We start from the raw sequence: 22,996 nt of genomic DNA on the forward strand, positions 1-22,996 counted from the left end.
GCGAGGTCATGCCGCAGCGGGCCGCCGGGGGCACCGGTCGGCGGGTGGCGATCGTCGCGGTACTCGCGGTCGTCGTCGCGGCCTTCCTCGCCGTCGCCGCCGAACGGCACGGCTTCTTCGACCTCAAGGTCTACTACGGGGCGATGCACCACTGGCTGCGCGACGGCGGCGAACTCTACGATCACATGAAGCCGTTCAGCCAGTACGGGTTCACCTACCCGCCGTTCGCGGCGCTGGTGATGTCGCCGATGGCGGTCCTGCCGTGGCATCTGGCGATCGTGGTGAGCGTGACGCTCGCCGTGGTGACCAGCGCGCTGGTGCTGTGGTGGCTGGTCGACCCGATCTCCCGCCGCGAGGGCTGGACCCGCTGGTTCGCCTTCGCGGTCGCTGCCTGCCTGGTGGCCGCGTACGAGCCGATGCGCGAGACGGTGAACTTCGGCCAGGTCAACACGCTGCTGCTGGTCCTGGTCGCGGCCGACCTGCTGTGGCTGGTCGCGGCCGGGTCGCCGGTGCCGCAGCGGTGGCGCCGGTTCGCCGGAGTCGGGGTCGGTCTGGCGACGGCGATCAAGCTGACCCCTGGCATCTTTATCGTCTACCTGCTGGTCACCCGGCGGTGGCGGGCGGCGGTCACCGCCGCCGGTACGGCGACCGTGGCGACCCTGGTCGCGGCGGCGGTCGCCCCGGACGCGTCCCGGGAGTTCTGGACGCAGGCGCTGTGGAACACCGACCGGGTAGGTGCGTTGGACTTCGTCTCCAACCAGTCGCTGCGCGGGGTCGTCGCCCGGATCGATCCGCTGCATCCGAGCACCGTCGCCTGGCTGGTGCTGGTGCTGGTCACCCTGATCTGGTGGGCGTGGCGGTGCCGCCGCGCTGTCGCAGCCGGTGACGAGGCGACCGGGCTGGCGTTGACCGGCGTGGTCGGCTGCCTGGTCAGCCCGGTCACCTGGGTGCATCACCTGGTGTGGTTGCTGCCGGCGCTGATCCTGCTGGTGGACAACGGGCTGCCCGCGGCGCGGGGCAGCCGGCGGCGGCGGGCGTTGCTTGGCTTCGCCGTGGTCGGCTATCTGCTGCTGATCAGCCGGCTGGTGTGGATCTGGCGCGAATCCGACGCCGCGAACGTGGCCGGCTTCGTCGGCAGCAACGCGTACGTGTGGGTGAGCCTGGGGCTCCTGCTGTTCCTGCCGGTGCGTGAGCTGGACCCGTCCGCCCGCTGGCCGGCACCGGCCGCCGGTCGACCGATCACGTCGAGGTGAGGCTGACGCACGTCATCTTTGCGTCTTTACGTGCGTCAGCCTCACCTCGACGCCGGATGCCGGGCCATCGTGCGGCGGTGCCGGTGGTTGGGCTGGCCGGCTGCGGCTGCCGCCACATCGGCCACAGCGGCGGGCCGTTGTCGGGTAACGCCAGCGGGTGTCGGGTGGTGGGTCGGTAGCCGTGGCGTAGGTAGAGGTCGCGGGCGGCGGGGCTGGTGGCGACGAGGTAGCTGGCGATGCCGGCGGTATCGCAGATCTGGTGTCGGTGACGTAGTAGCGCGCCGCCGATGCCATTGCGCTGCCGGTGTGGCGCCACCCCGAGGTACGCCAGGTAGGTGTGTGGTTGGCGCGGGGCGTGGGTGTGCAGCAGGCCGGCGAGTTGGAGGAACCGGTCGGCGTGGCGGCCGGTGATGCGTCGTAGCCGGGCGGTCTGCCGGTCGGTGGTGGTGTGGGCGATCGGGTACGGCAGCCACAGCGCCGCTGCGGCCCGGTCGATCGTCGTGTGGACGGTGCCGTCGGTCATCGCCTGGGCCAGCAGGCCGGGGCAGAGCCGCTGGTAGACGTCCCGCCGCCGTGCCGTGCCGGGGATCAGCCAGCGGGCGTCGGGGGTGTCGACGAACGCGTCAACCAGCACCCGGGCCAGGCGCGGTACGTCGTCCACCCCGGCCCGCCGCACCCGCACCGTGCCGGCGGGGCCGGCGGTCGCGGTCACCGCCGGCCCTGTCGGCCGTGCCGGCTCCGTCGGCCGTGCTGGCTGTGCCGGCTTCGTCGGTCGGTGGCGGCCAGGTGTCGCACCAGCTGATCGACCCCCGGCGGTACGGGTGTGAGCAGTTGCCGTAGTTGCCGTCGGGCGAAAATCCACAACGCTCCTCCAACGGCCACTTGATCGACTTCAGCACAGCGATTGCACGTACAGCACGAGCGAGCATCATGGCGTCGAACGTTGAAATTATTGATCAACGACATGGTCATCCGCCTGCGCCAAACCCACGCTGGACGATGCCGACCTGAACCTGTAGGGGTAACCTGTCGCCTGACGGCTGTAGGCAGCGATGGGCGACAGCGGGGAGGCGCGATGACATCACAGCCAGGAGTTGCCGATGAGAGCAACCCGCCTCACTTCGGTGGTGTGCTGCGAGCACGTCGGGTCGGTCGCGAGTGGTCGCTTCGGGATCTTGGCGAACGGATACGGTTCAATCGCGGCTACATCGGAAAGGTGGAACAGGGCGACAAGTTTCCTGAACGGCAGTTCGCCGAACTTGCCGACCGGGCACTAGGTGCTAATGGTTTCCTGGTGGCAGCGTGGCGAGACGCAGCGGAGGAGCGACGAAAGGCTCTGGTGACGGGGCGGATGCTGACCGCCTCAACCAAAGACTCGCTAAAGATGATTGCAGCCGTGGAAGATTCCATGGATCTGACCGATCTGGAGCAAGCTACGACCCGGCTCTCGACTGCATACCTCGGCACCGCTCCTGCGCCGATGCTGCATTCCGCTGTAGAGTTACGAGGCGATGTCCTGCGCCGCCTACGAAGCCGCCAGTACCGGCCGAATGAGTTGGCCGACCTGTATCAGATAGCTGGCCGCCTTCAAGGGGTGCTTGCGTACGCCGCTCTCGATTTGGGGGACTCGGCGGTAGCGATGACGCATGCAGATGCGGCGCTGGTCTGTGCAGAAAATTCAGGTGATCGTGAGCTCCGAGCCTGGGTGCGGGGAACCCAGAGTCTCATAGCCAGATTCGACGGCAACTATAGCCAAGCTCTCGCGTCCGTCACGGATGGGCTCGCGCACTCAGCTACCAGTGCGAGCAGACTTCGCCTGATATGTGGGTACGCCCAGTGCAAGGCGAACCTTGGGGACTCGGCAGGCAGCAACCGGGCCCTCGACCAAGTGCAACATGAGCGGGAGAAGTTGATCCCAAGAGCCTCGGAGCGCGGGATATTCGACTTCAGTGAGGCCAAACAGCACTATTATGCCGGCAGCCGCCTGATCTGGCTGGTTGAAGCCTCAGACGCAGATCGGGCAGCCCGAGAAGCGTCGGAGGCGATTCGGCTGTGGGAGAACGGTCCGGAGGAGGGTCGATCGCTAGACGACGAAGCGCTGGCACGCGTTTATCAGGCAACCGCCTACCTGAAGGTCGGTAAGCTGGACGAGGCTGCGGCCGCTGTTCGCCCAGTACTCGATCTTCCACCAGAGCGCCGCATCTCGTGGATCCACAAACGTGTCGGACGCATGGCCGAGATACTCGGAACCAAGCGATTTGCCGGCACTTGGAAGGCCGAACAATTGCGAGCCGAAATCCGTGCCTTCGCTGAAGTCACGTAGCTCGGATTGAACTTCCGATCACATGTCAGCTGGCCAGGGTGAGGATCCGGTCGCCGGCGATCCGGGCCAGGTAGCGCACCTCGTCGAGCCCGACCGGGGTCTGCCCGGGTGGGCGGGGCACCTGGTAGACGCTGCGTTCCCCGTCCGGGCGCAGCCCGGCCGCCTGGTAGAACCGTCGGGCCCGCTGGTTGCCGTCGAGCACCCACAGCCGCATCGTGCGCCAGCCCTGCCCGGTCAGCCCGGCGATCGATGCGGTGAACAGGAGCCGACCGACCCCGGTGCCCCAGTGTACGGGGTCGACGTACATGCTGACGATCTCGCCGTACGTCGGATCGAGCTGGTCCCGGTCCTGGTCGATCCGGTACGGGCCGAAGGTGCTGAACCCGACGATCTGCTCGCCTTCGGTGGCGACCAGGGTGCGGAACGGGTGCTCAGAGTCGGCGGTGCCGACGTCGCGGCGGCGCTGCGCCCAGGCGGCGACGTTGAGCCGGTCGAGCACGTCCGCGGGGATCAGGCCCGCGTAGCCGGCCTGCCAAGCGCGCACGTGGATCCCGGCGATCGCGTCGGCGTCCTCCGGAGTCTCCTGCCTGACTTCTGGCATATGGGGATTTCTATCCTGTTTCACAACCGACGTCTAGTAGCACCGGCCGGGTGTCGAGTGGACCGGCCGGCCCCGCCGCGCGTCGCGCGTGTGTGAACCGGTTGGGAGACTGACGGGATGAGAGTCTTCGCCTCCGTCGACGATCTGGCCAGAGCCGTGGGCGAGTCGCTGGGGCCAGGCGACTGGTTGCCGGTCGACCAGCACCGGGTCGACATGTTCGCCGAGGCCACCGACGACCATCAGTGGATTCACACCGACCCGCAGCGGGCGGCCGACGGCCCGTACGGCGGCACGGTCGCCCACGGGTTTCTCACCGTCTCCCTTGTCCCGGCACTGATGCGCCGGCTGTACCGGGTGGACGGGGTACGGGCGAGGATCAACTACGGGCTCGACAGGGTTCGGTTCCCGGCTCCGTTGCGTACCGGTTCCGCCGTACGGGCCGAGGCCGCCATCGCCTCGGTGGAGCCGGTCGTCGGCGGTGTACAGGCGGTCATGGCGGTGACCCTCACCGCCGACTCCGGCGACCGGCCGGTCTGCGTCGCCGAGACCATCAGCCGGCTGCTGGTGACTGCACCGCGCTGACCACCGGTCACGGCAGCAGCGCCCGGATCAGCGCGATGGCGACGAAGACGACGATGAAGGAGAGATCGATTGCGGCGCCGCCGACGCGTAGCGGCGGCAGCACCCGCCGGACCGGGGCCAGCACCGGCTCGGTCACCGCGTGCAGGGCGGCGGTGACGCGGGAGCGGAGCGAGTCACGCGGGCTCGGCCCGGCCAGCACGGTGCTCCAGTCGAGGATCGCGCGGGCGATGAGCAGCAACTGGAAGACCAGGAGCAGCAGACTCAGAAGTGCGAACAGGGGACCCATCGGGGCAGACCTCCAGGACGACCGGTGAGCGTTCCACTATGCCCGGCGATCGTGTGTGGTCGCTGAGAATCGCCGCGGCGGACGGGTCCGATCGGCGAAGATCGGCCGCGCCCGGCTGCCGGGTCCTCCGGTGCCGCCGTCAATGTCGTACCCGGGCGGTAACTTGCGTGGCGATGCCCTTACCAGACAGTCTCTCGCTCGCCCAGGCCCGCCGGATCGCGCTCGCCGCTCAGGGCTTCACCGACCCCGTGCCGATTAAGGTGGCGAACCGTCGGCACCTGCGCCGGGTGCTGGACAGGGTCGGCCTGATCCAGATCGACTCGGTCAACGTCCTACAGCGCGCCCACTACCTGCCGCTGTACAGCCGGCTCGGTCCGTACCCGACCGACCTGCTGGACCGGGCCGCCGGGCATGCCCCTCGGGAGCTGTTCGAGTACTGGGGCCACGAGGCGTCGTTGATCCCGGTCGATCTGCAGCCGGCGCTGCGCTGGCGGATGGCCCGCGCCCGCGACGACGCCTGGGGCGGCATCCGACGTATCGCCGTCGAACAGCCGGAGCTGGTCGACCGGGTGCTCGCCGAGGTTCGCGCCCGCGGCCCGGCGACCGCCGCGCAGCTCGAGCAGGACACGATGCGGCCGAGTGGCAACTGGGGGTGGAACTGGTCGGCGGTCAAGACCGCCCTGGAGTACCTGTTCTGGGCCGGGGAGATCAGCTCCGCCGGGCGGACCAGCACCTTCGCACGCCGCTACGACGTGCCGGAGCGGGTGCTGCCGCCCCGGGTTGTCGCCGCGCCGACGCCGACCGAGGCACAGGCGCACCGGCAGCTGGTCGAGATCGCCGCCCGTTGCCTCGGCGTGGCCGCCGAGCCGGAGCTGCGTGACTACTTCCGGCTGTCGGCGGCGGCGGTCCGGCCGGTCGTCGCCGACCTGGTCGCCGACGGCATCCTGCGGCCGGTCCGAGTGCAGGGCTGGTCGCAGCCCGCCTACCTGCACCACCAGGCCCGGTTGCCGCGCTGGATCCGGGCCGCCACGCTGCTCAGCCCGTTCGACCCGGTGGTCTGGGAGCGGGCCCGCACCGAGCGGCTGTTCGGGCTGCGGTACCGGATCGAGATTTACGTACCGGCCGCGCAGCGGGTGCACGGCTACTACGTACTGCCGTTTCTCGAAGGCGACCGGCTGACCGCGCTGGTCGACCTCAAGGCGGACCGGGCCGCCGGGGTGCTGCGGGTGCCGGCCGCCTGGCCGGTGCCGGACGCCACCACCGATCCGGGGCAGACCGCGACTGCCCTGGCCGGCGAGCTGACCCGGCTGGCCGGCTGGCTCGGCCTGTCCGAGGTCGCGACACCGGCCACCGGCGACCTGGCCGGCCCGCTGACCCGGGCGTTGCCCGCCGCCGGTTCGCGCGGCGTGGCCATTGGTTGACCTGGCGGGTGCGCGGCCTGGTCGTTGGCTGAGCCGGCGGGACCGGCCGGTGTACGGTGGGACGATCGGCATCAAGGGAGGCGTGACGGATGGCGGGTCCAGACGGCGTGGCTGTGCAACGGCCCGTCGGTGACGGTCCGGGACCGCCCGGCGACGCCGGTCCCAACCCGGACGATCACTCCCACTATCACCAGCAGTACGCGTACCAGCCGCAGGCCCAACCGGACCGGTTCACCCGCCTGGTCAACCGGCTGTGGGCGCGGTCGCCGCGCTGGCTGGCCCCGTTGGCGGTGCTCGGCTGCATCGGCGCGGCCGCCGGCTACACGGTGATCACCGATCCGACGACCAGCAGCGCGGAGGCGGCACCCAGTTGCCTGCTGAAACTGACCACCGGGCTGGACTGCCCGGGCTGCGGCGGGACCCGGGCGGTCTGGTATCTGCTCAACGGTGATCTCGGCGCTGCCGCCCGGCACCACCTGCTGGTGGTCTTCGCCGTTCCGTTCCTGCTCTACGTCTACCTGGCCTGGGTCGGCCAGCAGCTGTTCCGCTGGCGGTTGCCGCAGTTGTCGCTCAGCCCGACGGCGGTCGGCTGGTCGCTGGGCGTCTGGCTGGCGTTCTCGGTGCTGCGCAACCTGCCGTGGGAGCCGTTCAGCTGGTTCTACGTCTGACCACTGCGGCCGCCCTGCGGGCGGCCGGTGGTCGGCCCGCCCGATGGACGCCGTGTTTGCCCGTGATACCGGCCGGCAACTAGAGTCCGAGAAATGTCGGAAATCGTGTCGCCGCAGGTCACGCTGATCGCCTGGACCCAGTTCCAGCCGCCCGCCGACGTCGACTGGTCGACCGACGCCGACGGTGGTCAAGCCTTGGCCGAGTTCGCTGGCCGGGCCTGCTACCAGTCGTGGCGCAAGCCCAACCCGGCGACCGCCACCAACGCCGGCTACCTGCGACACATCCTGGACAGTGGGCACCTGTCGGTGCTGGAGCATGGCAGTGTCACGTTCTACCTGACCGGGATCTCCCGGTCGCTGACCCATGAGCTGATCCGGCACCGGCACTTCTCCTACTCCCAGCTGTCCCAGCGGTACGTGCCGGAGCGCGACGCGGCCATGGTCGAGCCGGCGGTGATCGCCGAGGATCCCGAGCTGCACCGGCAGTTCGTCGCCGCCGCCGAGGCGAGCGTGCGGGCCTACACCGAGCTGCTGGAGGGTCTGGAGAAGCGGTTCGTCGACGAACCCAACCCGACGCTGCGCCGCAAGCAGGCCCGGCAGGCGGCTCGGGCGGTGCTGCCGAACGCCACCGAAACCCGGATCGTGGTCACCGGCAACTACCGGGCCTGGCGGCACTTCATCGGGATGCGGGCCACCGAGCACGCCGACGTGGAGATCCGCGACCTGGCGGTGGAGTGCCTGCGGCAGTTGCAGCGGGTGGCGCCGAGCGTCTTCGCCGACTTCGAGATCCGCCGGTTGCCGGACGGCAGCGAGGTCGCCGCGAGCCCGTACACCCGGCAGGGGGAATAGGCCACCGGCCCGTACCACCAGCGCTGAGAACGCGGTGCGGCCGTCCGATAGGTTGTCCGTATGACGCAGCACCACCTAGCCGGTCCCGGGGCGGGGACACCGACCCCGTTCGGGCGACTCCTGACCGCCATGGTCACCCCGATGAACGACGACGGCTCGCTCGACCTCGACGGCGCCGCCCGGCTGGCCAGCTACCTGGTCGACGAGCAGGCCAACGACGCCCTGGTGATCAGCGGCACCACCGGCGAGTCGCCGACCACCACCGATGCCGAGAAGGAGCAGCTGCTCCGGGCCGTCATCGACGCGGTCGGGGACCGGGCCCGGGTGGTCGCCGGTGTCGGCACCAACGACACCCGGCACACGGTCGAGTTGGCGGTCGCCGCCGAGAAGGTCGGCGCGCACGGGCTGCTGGTGGTCGCGCCGTACTACAACAAGCCGCCGCAGGCCGGGGTGGTCCGGCACTTCACCGAGGTTGCCGACGCGACCGGGCTGCCGGTGATGGCGTACGACATCCCGCACCGCACCGGCATCGCGATGAGCAGTGAGACGCTGGCCCGGCTCGGCGAGCACGAGCGGATCGTCGCGGTCAAGGACGCCAAGGGCGACCTGGCCGCCACCTCCTGGGTGACCGGCCGCACCGACCTGGCGTACTACTGCGGTGACGACGCGCTCACCCTGCCGACGCTGGCGATCGGCGGGGTCGGACTGGTCGGCACCTCGACCCACCTGACCGGTGCGCTGACCAAGCAGATGATTGAGGCGTACGTCGCCGGCGAGCACGCCGCCGCGCTGGCCCTGCACCGCCGGTTGCTGCCGCTGTTCACCGGCATCTTCCGCAGCCCCGGCACGATCCTGGTCAAGGCGGCGCTCGGGGTGCTCGACCTGCCCGCCGGTCCGGTGCGCTCGCCACTGGTCGAGGCCACCGACGCCGAGCTGGACCAGTTGCGGGCCGACTGCGCCGACGCCGGACTGGAGCTGCCGTGAGCCAGGCACACATGGAGTTGGACCTGCCGCCGCAGCTGCCGCCGGGCGGGCTGCGGGTGATCCCGCTGGGCGGGCTCGGCGCGATCGGTCGCAACATGACGGTCTTCGAGTTCGACGGCAAGCTGCTGGTGGTGGACTGCGGGGTGCTCTTCCCGGATGTGGAGCAGCCCGGGGTCGACCTGATCCTGCCGGACTTCGCCCCGATCCTGGACCGGCTCGCCGACGTCCAGGCGATCGTGCTGACCCACGGCCACGAGGACCACATCGGCGCGGTGCCGTACCTGCTCGCCCACAAACCGGACATTCCGTTGGTGGGTTCCCAGTTCACCCTGGCGCTGGTCGAGGCGAAGCTGGCCGAGCGGCGAATCGAGCCCTACACGTTGACCGTACGCGAGGGTCAGCGGGAACGGATCGGGCCGTTCGAGTGCGAGTTCCTCGCGGTGAACCACTCGATACCGGACGCGCTCGCGGTGGCGATCCGCACCCCGGCCGGCCTGGTGCTGCACACCGGTGACTTCAAGATGGACCAGCTGCCGCTGGACGGGCGGATCACCGATCTGGCCGGCTTCGCCCGGCTCGGTGCCGAAGGCGTCGACCTGCTGCTGTCCGACTCGACCAACGCCGAGACCCCCGGCTTCGTCACCCCGGAACGCGACATCGGTCCGGTACTCGACTCGATCTTCGGCAAGGCCACCGGCCGGATCATCGTGGCGAGCTTCGCCTCCCATGTGCACCGGGTGCAGCAGGTGATCGACTCGGCGTACGAGTACGACCGCAAGGTCGCGCTGATCGGCCGGTCGATGGTGCGCAACATGGGCATCGCCCGGGACCTCGGCCTGCTGCGGATCCCGCCCGGCCTGGTGGTCGGGCTGGACGAGGCGACGGCCCTGCCGCCGGACCGGATCGTGCTGATGTCCACCGGGTCGCAGGGCGAGCCGATGAGCGCGTTGGGCCGGATGGCGACCGGTGACCACCGGCACATCACCGTCGCGCCCGGCGACACCGTGGTGCTGGCCAGCTCGCTGGTGCCGGGCAACGAGACCTCGGTCTACCGGGTGATCAACCAGCTGGCCCGGGCCGGGGCGACCGTGATCCACAAGGAGACCGCCAAGGTGCACGTCTCCGGGCACGCGCCGGCGGGGGAGCTGCTCTACCTGCTCAACGTGGTGCGGCCGAGCAACCTGCTGCCGGTGCACGGCGAGTGGCGGCACCTGCGGGCGCACGCCCGGCTCGGCATCGAGTCCGGTCTGGACCCGCAGCGGGTCGTGCTCTGCGAGGACGGTGACGTCGTCGACCTGGTGGACGGGCACGCCACCCTGGTCGGGCATGTCAAGAGTCGGTACGTCTACGTGGACGGTCTCGCGGTCGGTGACGTCGGCGAGTCGTTGCTGACCGAGCGGCGGATCCTCGGCGACGGCGGGTTCATCGCGGCGACCGTGGTGGTCGACTCGGTGACCGGCAAGGTGGTCGGTGGGCCGACCGTGTCGGCGAAGGGATTCTCCGAGGACCCGGAGGCGTTCAACGCGGTCGTTCCGTTGATCACCGAAGCGTTGGGTCGGGCCGCTGCTGACGGCATCACCGATCCACACCAGCTGCAGCAGGTGGTCCGGCGGATTGTCGGCCGCTGGGTCAACGACGCGTACCGGCGCCGGCCGATGATCGTACCGACCGTGGTGGAGGTTTGAAGACGTCCTGAGGCCCGCCGGGGCTGACCGGGCGGCCGGCCGGCGGGCATACTGGTCGGACAGTTACCCACTGTCGTGACGAGAAGGCTGGCGTGCCAGGCGATCCCGGCTCCGGTGAGTCCCCTGCGGCGGCGCGGCGCAGGCTCCGACTCGCGCTGCGTCGCGCCCGCGAGTCGGCCGGGCTGACCCAGGGCAAGGTGGCGGACGCCCTCGACTGGTCGGTCTCCAAGGTCAACCGGATCGAGAAGGGCAGCGTCTCGGTCTCGACCACCGATCTGCGGGCCCTGCTGGAGTTGTACGGCGTGGTGGACGCCGACCGGGCCGGGCGGCTGCTGCGCGACGCCCGTACCTCCCGGTTGCGGGGCTGGTGGGACGAGCCGCGCTACCGGGAGCACCTGACTCCGGCGATGCTGCAGCTGCTGCAGTTGGAGGGCGAGGCCAGCGCCATCCGGGTGTTCCAGCCGACGTTGATCCCGGGCCTGCTGCAGACCCGCGAGTACGGCGAGTTCGTGTTGAACTTCTGGCGCAGCGAGCTGCCGGAGGCCGACCGCGCGCTGCGGCTCGAGGCCCGGCTGCGTCGCCGTGACCAGGTGCTGGACCGGCCCGATCCGCCGGAGTTCCACCTGGTGCTGGACGAGTCGGTGCTGTGGCGCACGATCGGCGGGCCGCGGGTGATGGTCGGGCAGTTCGCCGCCCTGCTACGGGTGGCGCGGCGACCGAACGTGCGGGTGCGGATCGTGCCGTTCGCCGACGCGGCGATCATGGCGATGCTGGCACCGTTCACGCTGCTCGACTTCGGTGACGAGGAGAACGCGCTGCTCTACCGCGAGGGCATCCTGCTGGACGAGATCGTCCACGCGGCGCAGCGGATCGGCCGGCACCGCGACTACTTCGCGCACATCTGGGACTCGGCCCACGACGAGGCGACCTCGGCCCGGTTGATCACCGAGCGGACGGCGACGTTGTCCGCCGATCTGCCGGTCGCGGAGGCCCCGTCCGTCGGTGGGTGAGTTCCGGTCGCGTATCGGCCGGGCCAGCTGCCGCGTTAACCAGGCAAATGCCGAATAGTCGGCATTAAGTCTGAAGCGGAGAAAAGACTATGATGCGGACATATCGCGGCTGGTGGCGGAGCAGCCGGTGTGACACCAACGCGTGCCTGGAAGCTACCGTGACCGCCTCCGGTGACGTGGCGCTGCGCGACTCGGCCGAGCCGGACGGGCCCTGGCTGGACGTCGACCGGCAGCAGTGGCGACGGTTCCTGCGCGGCGTCAACCGGGGCGACTTCGCCGGCCGGTAGGAGGCGGGTGGAGGCCGCCTCCCACCGACTCGGCCGACACCTGGTACGTGACGCGGCCCCGGGCGGTTCATCAACCCGGCTGTGACATTCGGCATCCGGGCCGGCCGATCCATCGACCGGCGCCCTCCGTACCACCTGTCGGCGTCCATCCGACGCCAACGGCAGAGGAGGTAAGGATGCGACGCCGACGAATCGTTACCGCCGGAATCACCGTCGCCGCGGTCGGGCTGCTCGCCGGGGTGACCCTGCCGGCCGTGGCCGGCGACGACCCGACCGACGGCGACGTCGCCACCGGTCAGCCGGCCGGTACGGACGGCCAGCCGGCCGCCGCGCACGACGACCTCGTCGCCGCGCTGCGTCGCGACCTCGGCGTCAGTGCGGCGGACGCCCGGACCCGGCTGGCCACCGAACGCTGGGCCACCCGTACCGTCGACGTTCTGCGGGCCGACCTCGACGCGGCGTACGCGGGCGCGTGGATCAGCCAGGACGGTGCCGACCTCGTCGTCGCGGTGACCGACCCCGCACAGCTGGGCCGGGTCCGCGCCGCCGGTGCCGAGGCCCGCCTGGTGGCCCGCAGCCAGCAGCAGTTGACCGGCGTGAAGGAAAGCCTGGACCGGGTGGGTGACGCCGCCAGCCCCGACCTGGCCGGCTGGTACGTCGACCTGGCCGACAACACCGTGGTGCTGCTCGCCCGGCCCGGAGCCCAGCCCGCTGCCCGGGACTTCGCCGCCGCCGCCGGAGTGCCGGCCGACGCGGTCCGGGTGGACGCCACCGACGAGGCGCCGGTGCCGCTGTTCGACGTCCGCGGCGGCGATCCCTACTTCATCGGTGCCGGCGGCCGGTGCTCGGTCGGCTTCTCCGTAATCGGCGGCTTCGTCACCGCCGGGCACTGCGGCCGCCCCGGCGACACCACCACCGGGTTCAACCGGCAGGCGCAGGGCGTGTTCCAGGCGTCGTCGTTCCCCGGCGACGACTGGGCGTTCGTCGCGGTCGACGACGACTGGACGCCGCAGCCGGTGGTCAACGACTTCAACGGCAACAACCTGCCGGTCGCCGGCAGCGTGGAGGCGCCGGTCGGGGCCAGCATCTGCCGTTCCGGGTCCACCACCGGGACCCGGTGCGGCGTGATCCGGGCCAAGGACGTCACGGTCAACTACCCGGAGGGTGCGGTCAGCGGGCTGACCCGCACCGACGTCTGCGCCGAACCCGGCGACTCCGGCGGTGCCTGGCTCTCCGGCGACCAGGCGCAGGGCGTGACCTCGGGCGGCTCCGGCAACTGCCGCACCGGTGGCGTCACATTCTTCCAGCCGCTGGCCGAGATCCTGCAGGTCAACAACCTGACCCTGGTCACCACTGAGGACGGTGCGACCCCGCCGAGCGGCGTGCCGACCGCCGTACCGACGGTCGCGCCGACCCAGCCGGCGGACCCGCCGCAGAGTCCCTGCGCCGACCACCCGGTGCTGCGCGACGGCGAGCTGAACCGGGTCGGTGACCGGCAGACCCAGCCGGACGGAAGGTTCTTCCGGGCCGGTGCCGGCCGGCACACCGCCTGCCTGCAGGCACCGGCCGGCGCGGCCTTCGGGCTCGCGCTGCAACGCTTCACCGCCGACGGCTGGCGCACGGTCGCCCGGGGCGACCGCGCCGGTGCCACGATGACCCGGTTGAACTTCTCCGGACCCGCCGGTGCCTACCGGTACCGGGTGCAGTCCGGTCGGGGCGTGGGTGGCTACCTCCTCGGGTTCTCGGTGAACTGACCGCCACCCGCCGCGCCGTCCCCGGGGACCGCCCTCCCCGGGGACGGCGCACACCCACGTCCCGCCGCTGAGTACGCGTACCCTGTCAGCCGTCAACCGGCGCTCGTAGCCTGGCCTACGGGAGGTCACGATGGGCTACGAGTTGCTGACCGTCGTCATCCTGGCGGCACACTTCGGGTTCCTCGCCTACCTGGCGGTCGGCGGTTTCCTGGCCTGGCGGTGGCCGCGGACGATCTGGCTGCATCTCACCGCGGCGGGCTGGGGGGTGCTGGTGGTCGCGGCCAACCTGAGCTGCCCGCTCACCGTCGCTGAGCACTGGTCCCGCCGCCGGGCCGGCCAGGCCGGCTTCGACGAGGGGTTCGTCGAGCGCTACCTGACCGGAGTGATCTACCCCGACCAGTACGCCTGGGCGGCCCGGCTGGCGCTGGCCACGGTCGTCGTGGCCAGCTGGGCCGGGGTGCTCAGGGCAGTTCGGCGACGGCGTCGGCGAACTGCGCCCCGGTGATGACCGCCGCGTTCACCAGCGCGGCGAGCTGCGCCCCGCTGACCCCGTACGCCAGGTCGGTGCTCACGTCGCCGGCCAGGATCAGCTCGCCGGAACCAGTGTCGTGCACGTAGGCCTTCGGCAGCAGCCGGTCGTGGTTCCACGAGTTGCAGAACCGGTACGCCTCGGCCAGCCGGTCCGCCGGCAGCCGCCGGTCGGCCAGCACCCGGCTGTGCAGCACCCGCTGCTGCTCGCCGAGCCGTTCGAAGTGGATCACCGCATGTCCCCACTTGCCGCCGACCACTCCGCTGTCATCGACGAAGTACCGGTCGCCGCGTTCGTTGAGCGCCGCCGTGATGCCCTCCAGAGTCAACGGCGAGACCACGTCCGGGCTGCCGCCCGCCGGCGGTACGCCGACCTCGCCGCCGGTGGCCGGCGGCTGATCGGCCGGTAGCTCGACGGTGTCGGTCAGCGGCTCGGCGGCCAGCCAGTCGGTGATCCGACGCGACTGGTGGTCGGTGCCGTTGCGGGCGTCGAACCGGCCCGCCAGCTCGGTGGCGGTGGCGGCCAGCTGCGCGCCGAGCGCGGCCATCGGCAGGTCGGCGGCCGGCCGGCCGCCGTACTCCGGCCGGTGGATCGTCTCGTCGCCGTGGCCGGCGGCGGCCGCGAGCCGGCAGACCAGAGCGCCGGCGGCGGCGAACTCCATCGCCGAGGCCTCGTCGTACGGCCGGTCGAGCCACTCCAGATGCTCGGCGAGGATCGCCAGGCCACGCTGGTGCTGACTGACCAACGCGCAGAACCGCAGATGCTCGGCCAGGTACGGGAAGGCATCACGTTCGTGCCGGTGCCGCCGGTACGCCCGCACGTGCGCCTGCGCCGCGTCGGCGTACCGGCCCAGCCGCAGGTACGGCATGATCACCGCGACCAGCGCCTTCTCCGGCTGCTCGGTGCAGCCGACCGCACCGCTGAGCACCGGTTCGACGATCGCCAGCGCCGCCTCCCACTCACCCCAGCCGGCGAGCAGCTCGGCCTGGCGGGACGGGTCACAGCCGGCGCAGTCGCTGTTCTCGTCCCGTGGGGCCGTCCGCCACCGGTCCAGCCACTGCCGGGCCTGGGCCTCGTCGCCGACATGGTCGGCTATCTTGCAGCGCAGGTTGTACACCGCCTGCAGACTCTGCCCACTGGCGGTGAACCGGCGCTCCATGTCGTCCAGCGCGGCCCGGGTCTGCGCCAGACCCACCCGGGGCGTGCCGCGCAGCGTGGCGACCGCCCACTTGTGGTACCAGCGCAGCAGTTCGGCGTCCCACGGCTCGAACAGCTCCGGGTACCGGTCGAAGGTGCTCAGACACCAGCCGAACGCCGGCAGCATCCGCCAGCGTTCGGTGTGGTGGTTGTACGTCTCGATCAGCGCCATCCGCGCGTCGAAACCGATCCGTGCCTGCCCGGCCGCGTCGGCGTGCGCGGCGATCCGTTCCAGCTCGGCGATCTTGCCGTCGCCGTCGGGCAGGTCGGTGGCCTCGTCCAGCGCCTGAACCAGCTCCTCGGCGGTCACGGGGTCTCCTCGGCGGTGGTGTCCGGCCCGGCGGCCGGATCGGTGAAGGCCCGGTCCAGCAGGGCCAGGAAGGACCGGTTGAGCGCGGCGCTGTCCACCGCCCGCAACGGATGGTGACCGGCGAGCAGCGCCTGACCGTACAGTGCCTCGACGGCGTTGCGCAGCGCCGCTCCCGCCGGTTGCCCGGCGAGCCGGCGGATGAGCGGGTGCCGCCAGTTGAACACCAGCTCCGGTCGGTGGTCGACGTCGACGTCGGCGAACGCGGACAGCACCTCCGACCACAGCTCGTCGGAGCCGGCCACCGCACGGCGCACACTGTCCTGCTCGCGGGCGGCCTGGCCGAGGACGTACAGGGCCGGCACCGTGACCGGGTCGAACTGCCGCAGTTGCGGTACGCAGTCCAGCTCGGCCAGCACCGTGCGGGCGGTGGCCAGGAAGGTCTCCGCCACCGCCAGCTGCCCCGGCGAGAGGGTCTCCAACCGGGCGGCCAGCTCACCGGGGTCCAGCCGGCGGGTGCGGATCGCCGGGTCCAGCCGGGGCAGGCGCTGCAGGATCTCCGCGTCGTAGGCGTAGCCGGCGTTGACGATCGGCGTACCGGCGGCGGACGCGATCGCGGCCAGTGACCGGAACTCGTCGACCGTCTCCACGTACCGGATCATCGCCAGATGCTGGCGGAACAGCCGCAGCGGCATCATCCCCCGGCTGGTCTCGAACGGCAGCCACGAGTCGACCAGCCGCAGCATCTCGTCGTCGCGGACGGCGAGCGCCTTGACCCCGAGGTGGTGCACCCGCAGGAAAGCGGCGAGCCGTTCCGGCTGGCTGACCGACAGCTCAAGCAGCCAGCTGCGGATCTGCTCGCCGAGCCCGTCGCGGACCCCGCCGAGCAGGTCGTCCTCGTAGAGCGCCTCGCGGCTGGCGGTCGGGCGCAGCACGGAGGTGTCGACCACGCAGCGGACGAAGAACGCCCACTCGGGCAGGAGCTTGCTGGCGTCGTCGCTGAGCAGCATCCGTTTCAGGTAGACCCGGTGACCGCCCTGGCCGACCGTTGACGCCGACGGCAGCACGAAGCCGACGCCGACCAGCCCGGCTTCCGGTACCCGCAGGTCGATCACGTCCATCGGTCGGGCACCGAGCAGCGTCGCGCCGTAGTCCAGCAGCGCCTCCCGGCGGGCCGCCGGGTCGGCGTGGACCACCTCCCACGGGGCCTGCGGCTCGGTCAGCCGGACCGGCTCGCCTCCGGGCGGGCAGAACAGCACCGGGACGTCCAGCAGCCGGGCGTAGTCGCGGACCAGGTCGCGGACCTGGTCGGCGGCCAGCCAGTGTCCGGCGTCGGCGCGGGGACGCAGCGTGACGGTGGTGCCGACCGAGCCGCGTGCGGCGTCGTCGACCTCGGTGGTGTAGCGCCCGTCGGCGTACCCAATCCAGCGCACCGCCGGTCCGCCCCGGGCCGAACTGGTCACCACCTCGACGGTGTCGGCGACCATGAAGCACGACAGCAGGCCGATGCCGAACTGGCCGAGGAAGTCCTGCCGGGCGAAGCCCAGGTCGTCCCGTTTGGAGGTACGCCCGACGCTGGCCAGGAAGGTGTGCACCTGCGGTTCGGTCAGGCCGATGCCGTCGTCGTGCACCCGCAGGCCACCGTCGGCGGTGGGCTCGATCCGGACGGTACCGCCGGCCCAGTCGGGCTCGGCCTCGCGCCGGGCGGTGATCGCGTCGGTGGCGTTCTGCACCAGCTCCCGGGCGAACACCCGGGGGCTGGCGTACAGGTGGTGGCTGAGCAGGTCGACGATGCCGCGCAGGTCGACCTGGAAACGGTGTTCCATCCGGTCAGCCCGCCAACTCGGCGACGGCTTCGCAGACCTGGCAGCCGGTGGCGATCCCGCAGTCGAGCAGGTGGTCGAGCTGCGGTGAGCTGACTCCGCGTTCCAGCGCGGTGATCAGTTCACCGCAGACCCGGGCGGTGCCGTCGTCGTCGACGTGGACGAAGGCCTTGGGCCACAGCCGGTCGTGGTTCCATTCGTTGCAGAAGGCGTACAGCGCGGGCACGTCGTCCACGGTGAACAGGGTTGGCGCGATGGTCCGCACCCGCAGCACCTCGCCGTTGGGTCCGAGCCGGGAGAACACGATCAGGTTGTCGTTCCACCGGCCGACCAGTTCGTCGTCGGAGTCGGCCTGGAAGTGGTAGCCGCGCGCGGTGAGGGTCTCGGCGATCATCGCGGTGGTCAGCGGCCGCAGCACCTGCATCGCACCGCTGCCGGAGGGCGCGTCGGGCAGGTCGTCTGGGTCCGGCGGGGGCATGCGGTGGTCCTTTCGGTACGGCACGTCGGACAGGGGGCCTCGCGCCCCGGCCGGGGGCCGGCGCGCGGTCGGGCCGGCGATGTCCGGACGGGGGTCCGGCGGTGGACGTCGTCGTCGTGGCCCCGGGGGACAGTAGGGGCCGATCGGAATGGTGGCACAGCCGCGCCGCCCCGCGTGGTTCGGACACGACCCGGAAAAGCGAGGGTTTGTATGCCGGCGGGGTTACCGTGGGACTCTATGGCCGGCCGAACCTCCCAGGCGAGTCGGCGGCGCGGCGGGTCGACCAGCCGTGGCGCCGCGACCGGTCGTGCCCGGACCCCGGCCCGCAAGCGCCCGACAGCCCGTCGGCGCCCGGCCCGCAACTCGCCGGCCGTCCTGGTCGGTCGTGCTGTCGGTGCCACCTGGATGGGGCTGGCGCACGGCGTCGGCTGGGCGGTGCGTACCGCCGGTCGCCGGGCGGCCACCGCGCGGGAGTTGAGCCCGGAGCACCGGCGCGACGGTGCCGGGCTGTTCGTACTCGGCCTGGCCATTCTCACCTCGATGGCGATCTGGTTCGGCGCGGCCGGGCCGTTCGGGGTCCGCGTCGCGGACATGATGCGGCTGTTCATCGGCGCGATCGCGGTCGCCGTGCCGTTGCTGCTGCTGATCGGCGCGGTCCGGCTGATGCGTGATCCACCGGAGGAGCCGGACCCTCGGGGCCGCGGGCTGGTCGGCTGGTCGGCGATGCTGGTCGCCACGGCGGGGCTGCTGCACATCGGCCAACGCCCCGACGACGACCTGCAACGTGACTACGCCGGCGGGCTGATCGGACTCGGCATCGGCACGGTACTGGAGCACACGGTCAGCTACTGGGTCGGCGTGCCGTTGCTGATCCTGCTGCTGGTCTTCGGTCTGCTGGTGGTCACCGCCACCCCGATCAACCGGATCCCGGAGCGGCTCGGGCTGCTCGCCGGGGTGGTGACCGGGCGTGGGCCGGAGTCCGATCCGGCCCCGGCCGGTGCCGACACCGCTGACGACGAGACCGCCGGTGACGAGCGGGCCCGCCGCCGGCCGCCGCGCCGCCGGCAGGCCAGCCGGACGGCCGACGCCCTGCCGGTGTCGTCGGCCGGTGACGATGGCACCCTGGCCGAGCCGCTCGATCTGCAGGAGACGATGGAGCTGCCGCGCCGGCCGGCGGCGAAGGTGCCGACCACCCGCACCCCGCCGGAGCCGCCGGAGCATTCGCCGACCCCGACCCGCGCCGAGCAGTTGGCGATCACCGGGCTGTCCGGGGACTACCGCCTGCCACCGGCAAAGCTGCTGCGGACCGGTCCACCGGCGAAGACCCGCAGCAAGGCCAACGACGAGGTGATCGCCGCACTGCAGGGGGTGTTCGAGCAGTTCGACGTTGACGCGGCGGTCACCGGGTTCACCCGGGGTCCGACGGTGACCCGATACGAGGTGGAGCTCGGCCACGGGGTGAAGGTCGAGCGGATCACCCAGCTCTCCCGCAACATCGCGTACGCGGTGAAGTCACCTGACGTGCGGATCCTCAGCCCGATTCCGGGCAAGAGCGCGGTCGGCGTGGAGATCCCGAACACCGACCGGGAGGACGTGTCGCTCGGTGACGTGCTGCGCTCCCGTGCCGCCGGTGCCGACCATCACCCGATGCTGGTGGCGCTCGGCAAGGACATCGAGGGCGGCTTCGTGGTGGCCAACCTGGCGAAGATGCCGCACATCCTGATCGCCGGGGCGACCGGCGCCGGCAAGTCGTCCTGCCTGAACTCGCTGCTCATCTCGATCCTCAGCCGGGCCACCCCGGACGAGGTACGGCTGCTGCTGATCGACCCCAAGCGGGTCGAGATGACCGGGTACGAGGGCATCCCGCACCTGGTGACCCCGATCGTGACCAACCCCAAGAAGGCGGCCGAGTCGCTGGAGTGGGTGGTACGCGAGATGGACATGCGCTACGACGACCTGGCCGCGAACGGTGTCCGGCACATCGACGACTACAACCGCAAGGTACGGGCCGGGGAGATCACCGCTCCGCCCGGCAGCGAGCGGGAGATCCGGCCGTACCCGTACCTGCTGGTGATCGTCGATGAGCTGGCCGACCTGATGATGGTCGCCCCCCGGGACGTGGAGGACTCGGTCGTCCGGATCACCCAGCTCGCCCGGGCCGCCGGCATCCACCTGGTGCTGGCCACCCAGCGGCCGTCGGTGGACGTGGTGACCGGCCTCATCAAGGCGAACGTGCCGTCCCGGCTGGCCTTCGCCACGTCGTCGCTGTCCGATTCGCGGGTCATCCTGGACCAGCCGGGCGCCGAGAAGCTGATCGGCCGGGGCGACGGCCTGTTCCTGCCGATGGGTGCGTCGAAACCGCTGCGCATCCAGGGTGCCTGGGTCAGTGAGAAGGAGATCGACGAGATCGTCGCCTTCTGCAAGAAGCAGCGCGAGCCGGAATTCCGCCCCGACGTGCTCACCACCGCCCAGGAGAACAAGAAGAAGATCGACGAGGACGTCGGCGACGACCTCGACCTGCTGGTCCAGGCGATCGAGCTGGTGGTGACCTCGCAGTTCGGGTCGACCTCGATGCTGCAGCGCAAACTGCGGGTCGGGTTCGCCAAAGCGGGCCGGTTGATGGATCTGATGGAGACCCGGGGCATCGTCGGGCCGTCCGAGGGTTCCAAGGCACGCGACGTGCTGGTCAAGCCGGACGAGCTGGAGGACGCGCTGGCGAGTCTGCGGGCCGTCGAGGCGAGCTGACCGCACTGGTCCGGTCGGCTGACCGATCGGATCGTCCGGCACCGCGCCGCCCGGCCGCCGTACGCCAATGGCCCGGTACCCTCGTCAGGTGTCTGCTTTTCCCCCGCCTCCCGCCCAACCGTCCGGCCGGCGCGTCGCCCTGCTCACCCTGGGGTGCGCCCGCAACGAGGTCGACTCGGAGGAGTTGGCCGCCCGGCTGGACGCCGACGGCTGGCAGGTGACCACCGACGCCGACGGTGCCGACGTGGTGCTCGTCAACACCTGCGGCTTCGTCGAGAAGGCCAAGCAGGACTCGGTGCAGACGCTGCTCGATGCCGCGGACGGCGGGGCCAAGGTGGTGGCTGCCGGCTGCATGGCCGAACGGTACGGCCGGGAGCTCGCCGAGCACCTGCCGGAGGCGCAGGCCGTCCTCGGGTTCGACGACTACCCGGATATCTCCGGCCGGCTGCGGGCGGTGCTGGCCGGCGAGCAGCTGCCCGCGCACGCCCCGCGGGACCGCCGCACGATGCTGCCCCTGACCCCGGTGTCCCGGCAGCACTCCGGTGTCGTGGTGCCCGGTCACGCGACGGTCGACGAACGTACTCCTGCGCACCTGCGCGCGGTCCTGCGGCACCGGCTGGCCGGCGGCCCGGTGGCGTCACTGAAGCTGGCCAGTGGCTGTGACCGCCGGTGCGCCTTCTGCGCCATCCCGGCGTTCCGGGGGGCGTTTGTCTCCCGCGCTCCCGAGGAGCTGCTGGCCGAGGCCGAGTGGCTGGCCGGCACCGGCGTTCGGGAACTGGTGCTGGTGAGCGAGAATTCGACCTCGTACGGCAAGGACCTGGGGGATCCGCGGCTGCTGGAGAAACTGCTGCCACAGTTGGCTGCCGTCGACGGCATCGTCCGGGTACGGGTCAGCTATCTGCAGCCGGCGGAGACCCGTCCGGGTCTGATCGAGACGATCGCCACCACGGCCGGCGTGGCACCGTACTTCGATCTGTCCTTCCAACACGCCAGTGAGCCGGTGCTGCGCCGGATGCGGCGCTTCGGCTCCACCGGGCGGTTCCTCGACCTGCTGGCCTCGGCCCGGTCGTTGGCGCCGCAGGCCGGCGCGCGAAGCAACTTCATCGTCGGATTCCCCGGTGAGACCCGGTCGGACGTCGACGAACTGGTCCGGTTCCTGTCCGCAGCCCGGTTGGACGCGATCGGGGTGTTCGACTACAGCGACGAGGACGGCACCGAGGCCGCCGGTCTGCCCGACAAGGTACGGGCCGCCACGGTGAAGCGGCGCTATGACCGGATCTGTGCGCTGGCCGACGAGCTGTGCGCGCAGCGGGCCGAGGAACGAGTCGGCACGACGGTGGAGGTGCTGGTCGACAGCGTCGACGACGGGCTGGTGGAGGGTCGGGCCGCGCACCAGGCACCGGAGGTGGACGGTTCGACGACGTTGGTGGCCGGCGCTGCCGGTGTCACCGGAGCCGGGGTCGACCTCGCCACGCTGCGCCCCGGCGACCTGGTCCGGGCGACGGTGACCGGGACCGAAGGGGTCGACCTGGTGGCAGTGCCGAGTGACGTGCTCTCGTCCGGTACGGCCGACCGGCCGCTCTCCAGCGCGGTCAGGTGAGCCGATGACCGAGCCGGGTGCCTCCGCCGGTCCGCGTACCGCCGTCGCTGCGGTACCGGTGGTCAACGCGGCCAACGCGCTCACCGGGCTACGCATGGTGCTGGTGCCGGTCTTCGTGGTGTTCGTGATTCTCTCCGGGATGACCCACCCGGGCTGGCAGATCGCCGCCTGCCTGACGTTCGTCGTCGCGTCGGCGACCGACCTGATCGACGGCTGGATCGCCCGCCGGTACGCCTTGGTGACGTCGTTCGGCAAGGTCGCGGACCCGATCGCCGACAAGGCGCTGACCGGCACCGCGCTGGTACTGCTGTCCTGGTACGACCTGGTGCCCTGGTGGGTGACCGGGCTGATCCTGGTGCGTGAGTGGGGGGTCACGCTGATCCGCTTCTGGGTGCTGCGGCACGGGGTGATCGCGGCGAGCCGGGGCGGCAAGGCGAAGACGGCGCTGCAGATCACGGCGATCGTCTGGTACCTGCTGCCGCTGCCGTCGGTGCTCGCCGCAGTCGCTCCGTGGATCATGGCGGCCGCGCTGCTGGTCACCGTGGCGACCGGGCTGGACTACCTGGTCCGCGCGCTGCGGCTGCGCCGTACCGGGCCGGACCGGTGACCTCGGC

General features: G+C 71.3%; 21 protein-coding genes. 15 read left to right on the forward strand and 6 right to left on the reverse strand.

Going from position 1 to position 22,996, the window contains the following annotated elements; genetic code table 11:
• Positions 1–8 precede the first annotated feature (8 nt).
• Positions 9–1,253 (forward strand): glycosyltransferase 87 family protein, encoded by a 1,245-nt coding sequence (locus O7610_RS01555; RefSeq protein WP_348650127.1) that lies wholly within the window; start codon positions 9–11, stop codon positions 1,251–1,253.
• On the opposite strand, the gene O7610_RS01560 is transcribed toward O7610_RS01555, so the two are convergent.
• A complete protein-coding gene (locus tag O7610_RS01560) occupies positions 1,240–1,965 on the reverse strand; it encodes a GNAT family N-acetyltransferase (RefSeq protein ID WP_289212501.1) in 726 nt (241 codons plus the stop codon). The genes O7610_RS01555 and O7610_RS01560 overlap by 14 nt on opposite strands.
• Positions 1,966–2,328: 363 nt before the next feature.
• Here O7610_RS01560 and O7610_RS01565 point away from each other — a divergent pair, with 363 nt between their 5' ends.
• Positions 2,329–3,576 (forward strand): helix-turn-helix domain-containing protein, encoded by a 1,248-nt coding sequence (locus tag O7610_RS01565; RefSeq protein ID WP_289212502.1) that lies wholly within the window; start codon positions 2,329–2,331, stop codon positions 3,574–3,576.
• A gap of 25 nt (positions 3,577–3,601) precedes the next feature.
• Here O7610_RS01565 and O7610_RS01570 read toward each other — a convergent pair whose 3' ends face one another.
• Positions 3,602–4,177: a GNAT family N-acetyltransferase gene (locus tag O7610_RS01570; RefSeq protein ID WP_281553983.1), complete on the reverse strand. Its 576-nt coding sequence runs from the start codon at positions 4,175–4,177 to the stop codon at positions 3,602–3,604.
• A gap of 117 nt (positions 4,178–4,294) precedes the next feature.
• Between O7610_RS01570 and O7610_RS01575 the strand changes: the two genes are divergently transcribed.
• Complete coding sequence (locus O7610_RS01575) at positions 4,295–4,759, forward strand: MaoC family dehydratase (RefSeq protein WP_281553984.1); 465 nt, start codon at positions 4,295–4,297, stop codon at positions 4,757–4,759.
• 7 nt (positions 4,760–4,766) lie between these two features.
• Here O7610_RS01575 and O7610_RS01580 read toward each other — a convergent pair whose 3' ends face one another.
• Positions 4,767–5,045: a YggT family protein gene (locus tag O7610_RS01580; protein WP_281553985.1), complete on the reverse strand. Its 279-nt coding sequence runs from the start codon at positions 5,043–5,045 to the stop codon at positions 4,767–4,769.
• Positions 5,046–5,218: 173 nt separating this feature from the next.
• On the opposite strand from O7610_RS01580, the gene O7610_RS01585 reads away from it, so the two are divergent.
• The 9 genes from O7610_RS01585 to O7610_RS01625 all read left to right on the forward strand — a co-directional run bounded on the left by O7610_RS01585 (position 5,219) and on the right by O7610_RS01625 (position 14,208).
• Positions 5,219–6,466 carry a winged helix-turn-helix domain-containing protein gene (locus tag O7610_RS01585; protein WP_281553986.1) on the forward strand — a complete coding sequence of 416 codons (1,248 nt, stop codon included), beginning with the start codon at positions 5,219–5,221 and terminating at the stop codon, positions 6,464–6,466.
• A gap of 89 nt (positions 6,467–6,555) precedes the next feature.
• Positions 6,556–7,134, forward strand: a complete 579-nt coding sequence (locus O7610_RS01590; protein ID WP_281553987.1) for a DUF2752 domain-containing protein — start codon at positions 6,556–6,558, stop codon at positions 7,132–7,134.
• A gap of 93 nt (positions 7,135–7,227) precedes the next feature.
• A complete protein-coding gene (thyX, locus tag O7610_RS01595; RefSeq protein ID WP_281553988.1) occupies positions 7,228–7,983 on the forward strand; it encodes an FAD-dependent thymidylate synthase in 756 nt (251 codons plus the stop codon).
• A 60-nt stretch (positions 7,984–8,043) separates the two neighbouring features.
• Complete coding sequence (gene dapA / locus O7610_RS01600) at positions 8,044–8,967, forward strand: 4-hydroxy-tetrahydrodipicolinate synthase (protein ID WP_281553989.1); 924 nt, start codon at positions 8,044–8,046, stop codon at positions 8,965–8,967.
• Complete coding sequence (locus O7610_RS01605; protein ID WP_281553990.1) at positions 8,964–10,652, forward strand: ribonuclease J; 1,689 nt, start codon at positions 8,964–8,966, stop codon at positions 10,650–10,652. Before dapA ends, O7610_RS01605 begins: the two co-directional genes overlap by 4 nt.
• Positions 10,653–10,744: 92 nt before the next feature.
• Complete coding sequence (locus O7610_RS01610; RefSeq protein ID WP_289212503.1) at positions 10,745–11,662, forward strand: helix-turn-helix domain-containing protein; 918 nt, start codon at positions 10,745–10,747, stop codon at positions 11,660–11,662.
• Between the two features lie 92 nt (positions 11,663–11,754).
• Positions 11,755–11,949, forward strand: coding sequence for a DUF397 domain-containing protein (locus O7610_RS01615; RefSeq protein ID WP_278168005.1), 195 nt, complete (start codon positions 11,755–11,757; stop codon positions 11,947–11,949).
• Positions 11,950–12,125: 176 nt separating this feature from the next.
• Positions 12,126–13,703: a S1 family peptidase gene (locus tag O7610_RS01620; RefSeq protein ID WP_281553992.1), complete on the forward strand. Its 1,578-nt coding sequence runs from the start codon at positions 12,126–12,128 to the stop codon at positions 13,701–13,703.
• A gap of 130 nt (positions 13,704–13,833) precedes the next feature.
• Complete coding sequence (locus tag O7610_RS01625) at positions 13,834–14,208, forward strand: DUF2784 domain-containing protein (RefSeq protein ID WP_281553993.1); 375 nt, start codon at positions 13,834–13,836, stop codon at positions 14,206–14,208.
• Here O7610_RS01625 and O7610_RS01630 read toward each other — a convergent pair.
• From O7610_RS01630 to O7610_RS01640, 3 genes are read right to left on the reverse strand one after another with little or no spacing between them, the layout of a single operon-like run.
• A complete protein-coding gene (locus O7610_RS01630) occupies positions 14,165–15,739 on the reverse strand; it encodes a type III secretion system chaperone family protein (RefSeq protein ID WP_281553994.1) in 1,575 nt (524 codons plus the stop codon). The genes O7610_RS01625 and O7610_RS01630 overlap by 44 nt on opposite strands.
• On the reverse strand, positions 15,736–17,562 hold the full coding sequence (locus O7610_RS01635) for an HSP90 family protein (protein WP_289212504.1): 1,827 nt from the start codon (positions 17,560–17,562) through the stop codon (positions 15,736–15,738). The genes O7610_RS01630 and O7610_RS01635 overlap by 4 nt, the downstream gene beginning before the upstream one ends.
• 4 nt (positions 17,563–17,566) lie before the next feature.
• Positions 17,567–18,037 (reverse strand): type III secretion system chaperone family protein, encoded by a 471-nt coding sequence (locus O7610_RS01640; RefSeq protein ID WP_475049054.1) that lies wholly within the window; start codon positions 18,035–18,037, stop codon positions 17,567–17,569.
• Between the two features lie 237 nt (positions 18,038–18,274).
• On the opposite strand from O7610_RS01640, the gene O7610_RS01645 reads away from it, so the two are divergent.
• The 3 genes from O7610_RS01645 (at position 18,275) to pgsA (ending at position 22,989) form a co-directional block, all read left to right on the forward strand.
• The gene (locus O7610_RS01645; RefSeq protein ID WP_281553996.1) at positions 18,275–20,782 is read left to right on the forward strand and encodes a DNA translocase FtsK 4TM domain-containing protein; all 2,508 of its coding nucleotides are present in this window, start codon (positions 18,275–18,277) and stop codon (positions 20,780–20,782) included.
• Positions 20,783–20,849: 67 nt separating this feature from the next.
• Positions 20,850–22,382, forward strand: a complete 1,533-nt coding sequence (gene rimO, locus O7610_RS01650) for a 30S ribosomal protein S12 methylthiotransferase RimO (RefSeq protein WP_475049051.1) — start codon at positions 20,850–20,852, stop codon at positions 22,380–22,382.
• 4 nt (positions 22,383–22,386) lie between these two features.
• On the forward strand, positions 22,387–22,989 hold the full coding sequence (pgsA, locus tag O7610_RS01655) for a CDP-diacylglycerol--glycerol-3-phosphate 3-phosphatidyltransferase (protein WP_281553998.1): 603 nt from the start codon (positions 22,387–22,389) through the stop codon (positions 22,987–22,989).
• Positions 22,990–22,996 lie beyond the last annotated feature (7 nt).

The sequence above is a fragment of the Solwaraspora sp. WMMA2065 genome, from assembly GCF_030345075.1.
Lineage (GTDB): Bacteria > Actinomycetota > Actinomycetes > Mycobacteriales > Micromonosporaceae > Micromonospora_E.

Excerpts from the sequence above, each read along its gene's own strand:
- O7610_RS01640 (WP_475049054.1), bottom strand. The coding sequence starts at position 18,037 with ATGCCCCCGCCGGACCCAGACGACCTGCCCGACGCGCCCTCCGGCAGC.
- pgsA (WP_281553998.1), top strand. The coding sequence starts at position 22,387 with ATGACCGAGCCGGGTGCCTCCGCCGGTCCGCGTACCGCCGTCGCTGCG.
- O7610_RS01615 (WP_278168005.1), top strand. The coding sequence starts at position 11,755 with ATGCGGACATATCGCGGCTGGTGGCGGAGCAGCCGGTGTGACACCAAC.
- O7610_RS01590 (WP_281553987.1), top strand. The coding sequence starts at position 6,556 with ATGGCGGGTCCAGACGGCGTGGCTGTGCAACGGCCCGTCGGTGACGGT.
- thyX (WP_281553988.1), top strand. The coding sequence starts at position 7,228 with ATGTCGGAAATCGTGTCGCCGCAGGTCACGCTGATCGCCTGGACCCAG.
- rimO (WP_475049051.1), top strand. The coding sequence starts at position 20,850 with ATGGCCCGGTACCCTCGTCAGGTGTCTGCTTTTCCCCCGCCTCCCGCC.
- O7610_RS01585 (WP_281553986.1), top strand. The coding sequence starts at position 5,219 with ATGCCCTTACCAGACAGTCTCTCGCTCGCCCAGGCCCGCCGGATCGCG.
- O7610_RS01570 (WP_281553983.1), bottom strand. The coding sequence starts at position 4,177 with ATGCCAGAAGTCAGGCAGGAGACTCCGGAGGACGCCGACGCGATCGCC.
- O7610_RS01620 (WP_281553992.1), top strand. The coding sequence starts at position 12,126 with ATGCGACGCCGACGAATCGTTACCGCCGGAATCACCGTCGCCGCGGTC.
- dapA (WP_281553989.1), top strand. The coding sequence starts at position 8,044 with ATGACGCAGCACCACCTAGCCGGTCCCGGGGCGGGGACACCGACCCCG.
- O7610_RS01645 (WP_281553996.1), top strand. The coding sequence starts at position 18,275 with ATGGCCGGCCGAACCTCCCAGGCGAGTCGGCGGCGCGGCGGGTCGACC.
- O7610_RS01635 (WP_289212504.1), bottom strand. The coding sequence starts at position 17,562 with ATGGAACACCGTTTCCAGGTCGACCTGCGCGGCATCGTCGACCTGCTC.
- O7610_RS01625 (WP_281553993.1), top strand. The coding sequence starts at position 13,834 with ATGGGCTACGAGTTGCTGACCGTCGTCATCCTGGCGGCACACTTCGGG.
- O7610_RS01565 (WP_289212502.1), top strand. The coding sequence starts at position 2,329 with ATGACATCACAGCCAGGAGTTGCCGATGAGAGCAACCCGCCTCACTTC.
- O7610_RS01555 (WP_348650127.1), top strand. The coding sequence starts at position 9 with ATGCCGCAGCGGGCCGCCGGGGGCACCGGTCGGCGGGTGGCGATCGTC.
- O7610_RS01580 (WP_281553985.1), bottom strand. The coding sequence starts at position 5,045 with ATGGGTCCCCTGTTCGCACTTCTGAGTCTGCTGCTCCTGGTCTTCCAG.
- O7610_RS01575 (WP_281553984.1), top strand. The coding sequence starts at position 4,295 with ATGAGAGTCTTCGCCTCCGTCGACGATCTGGCCAGAGCCGTGGGCGAG.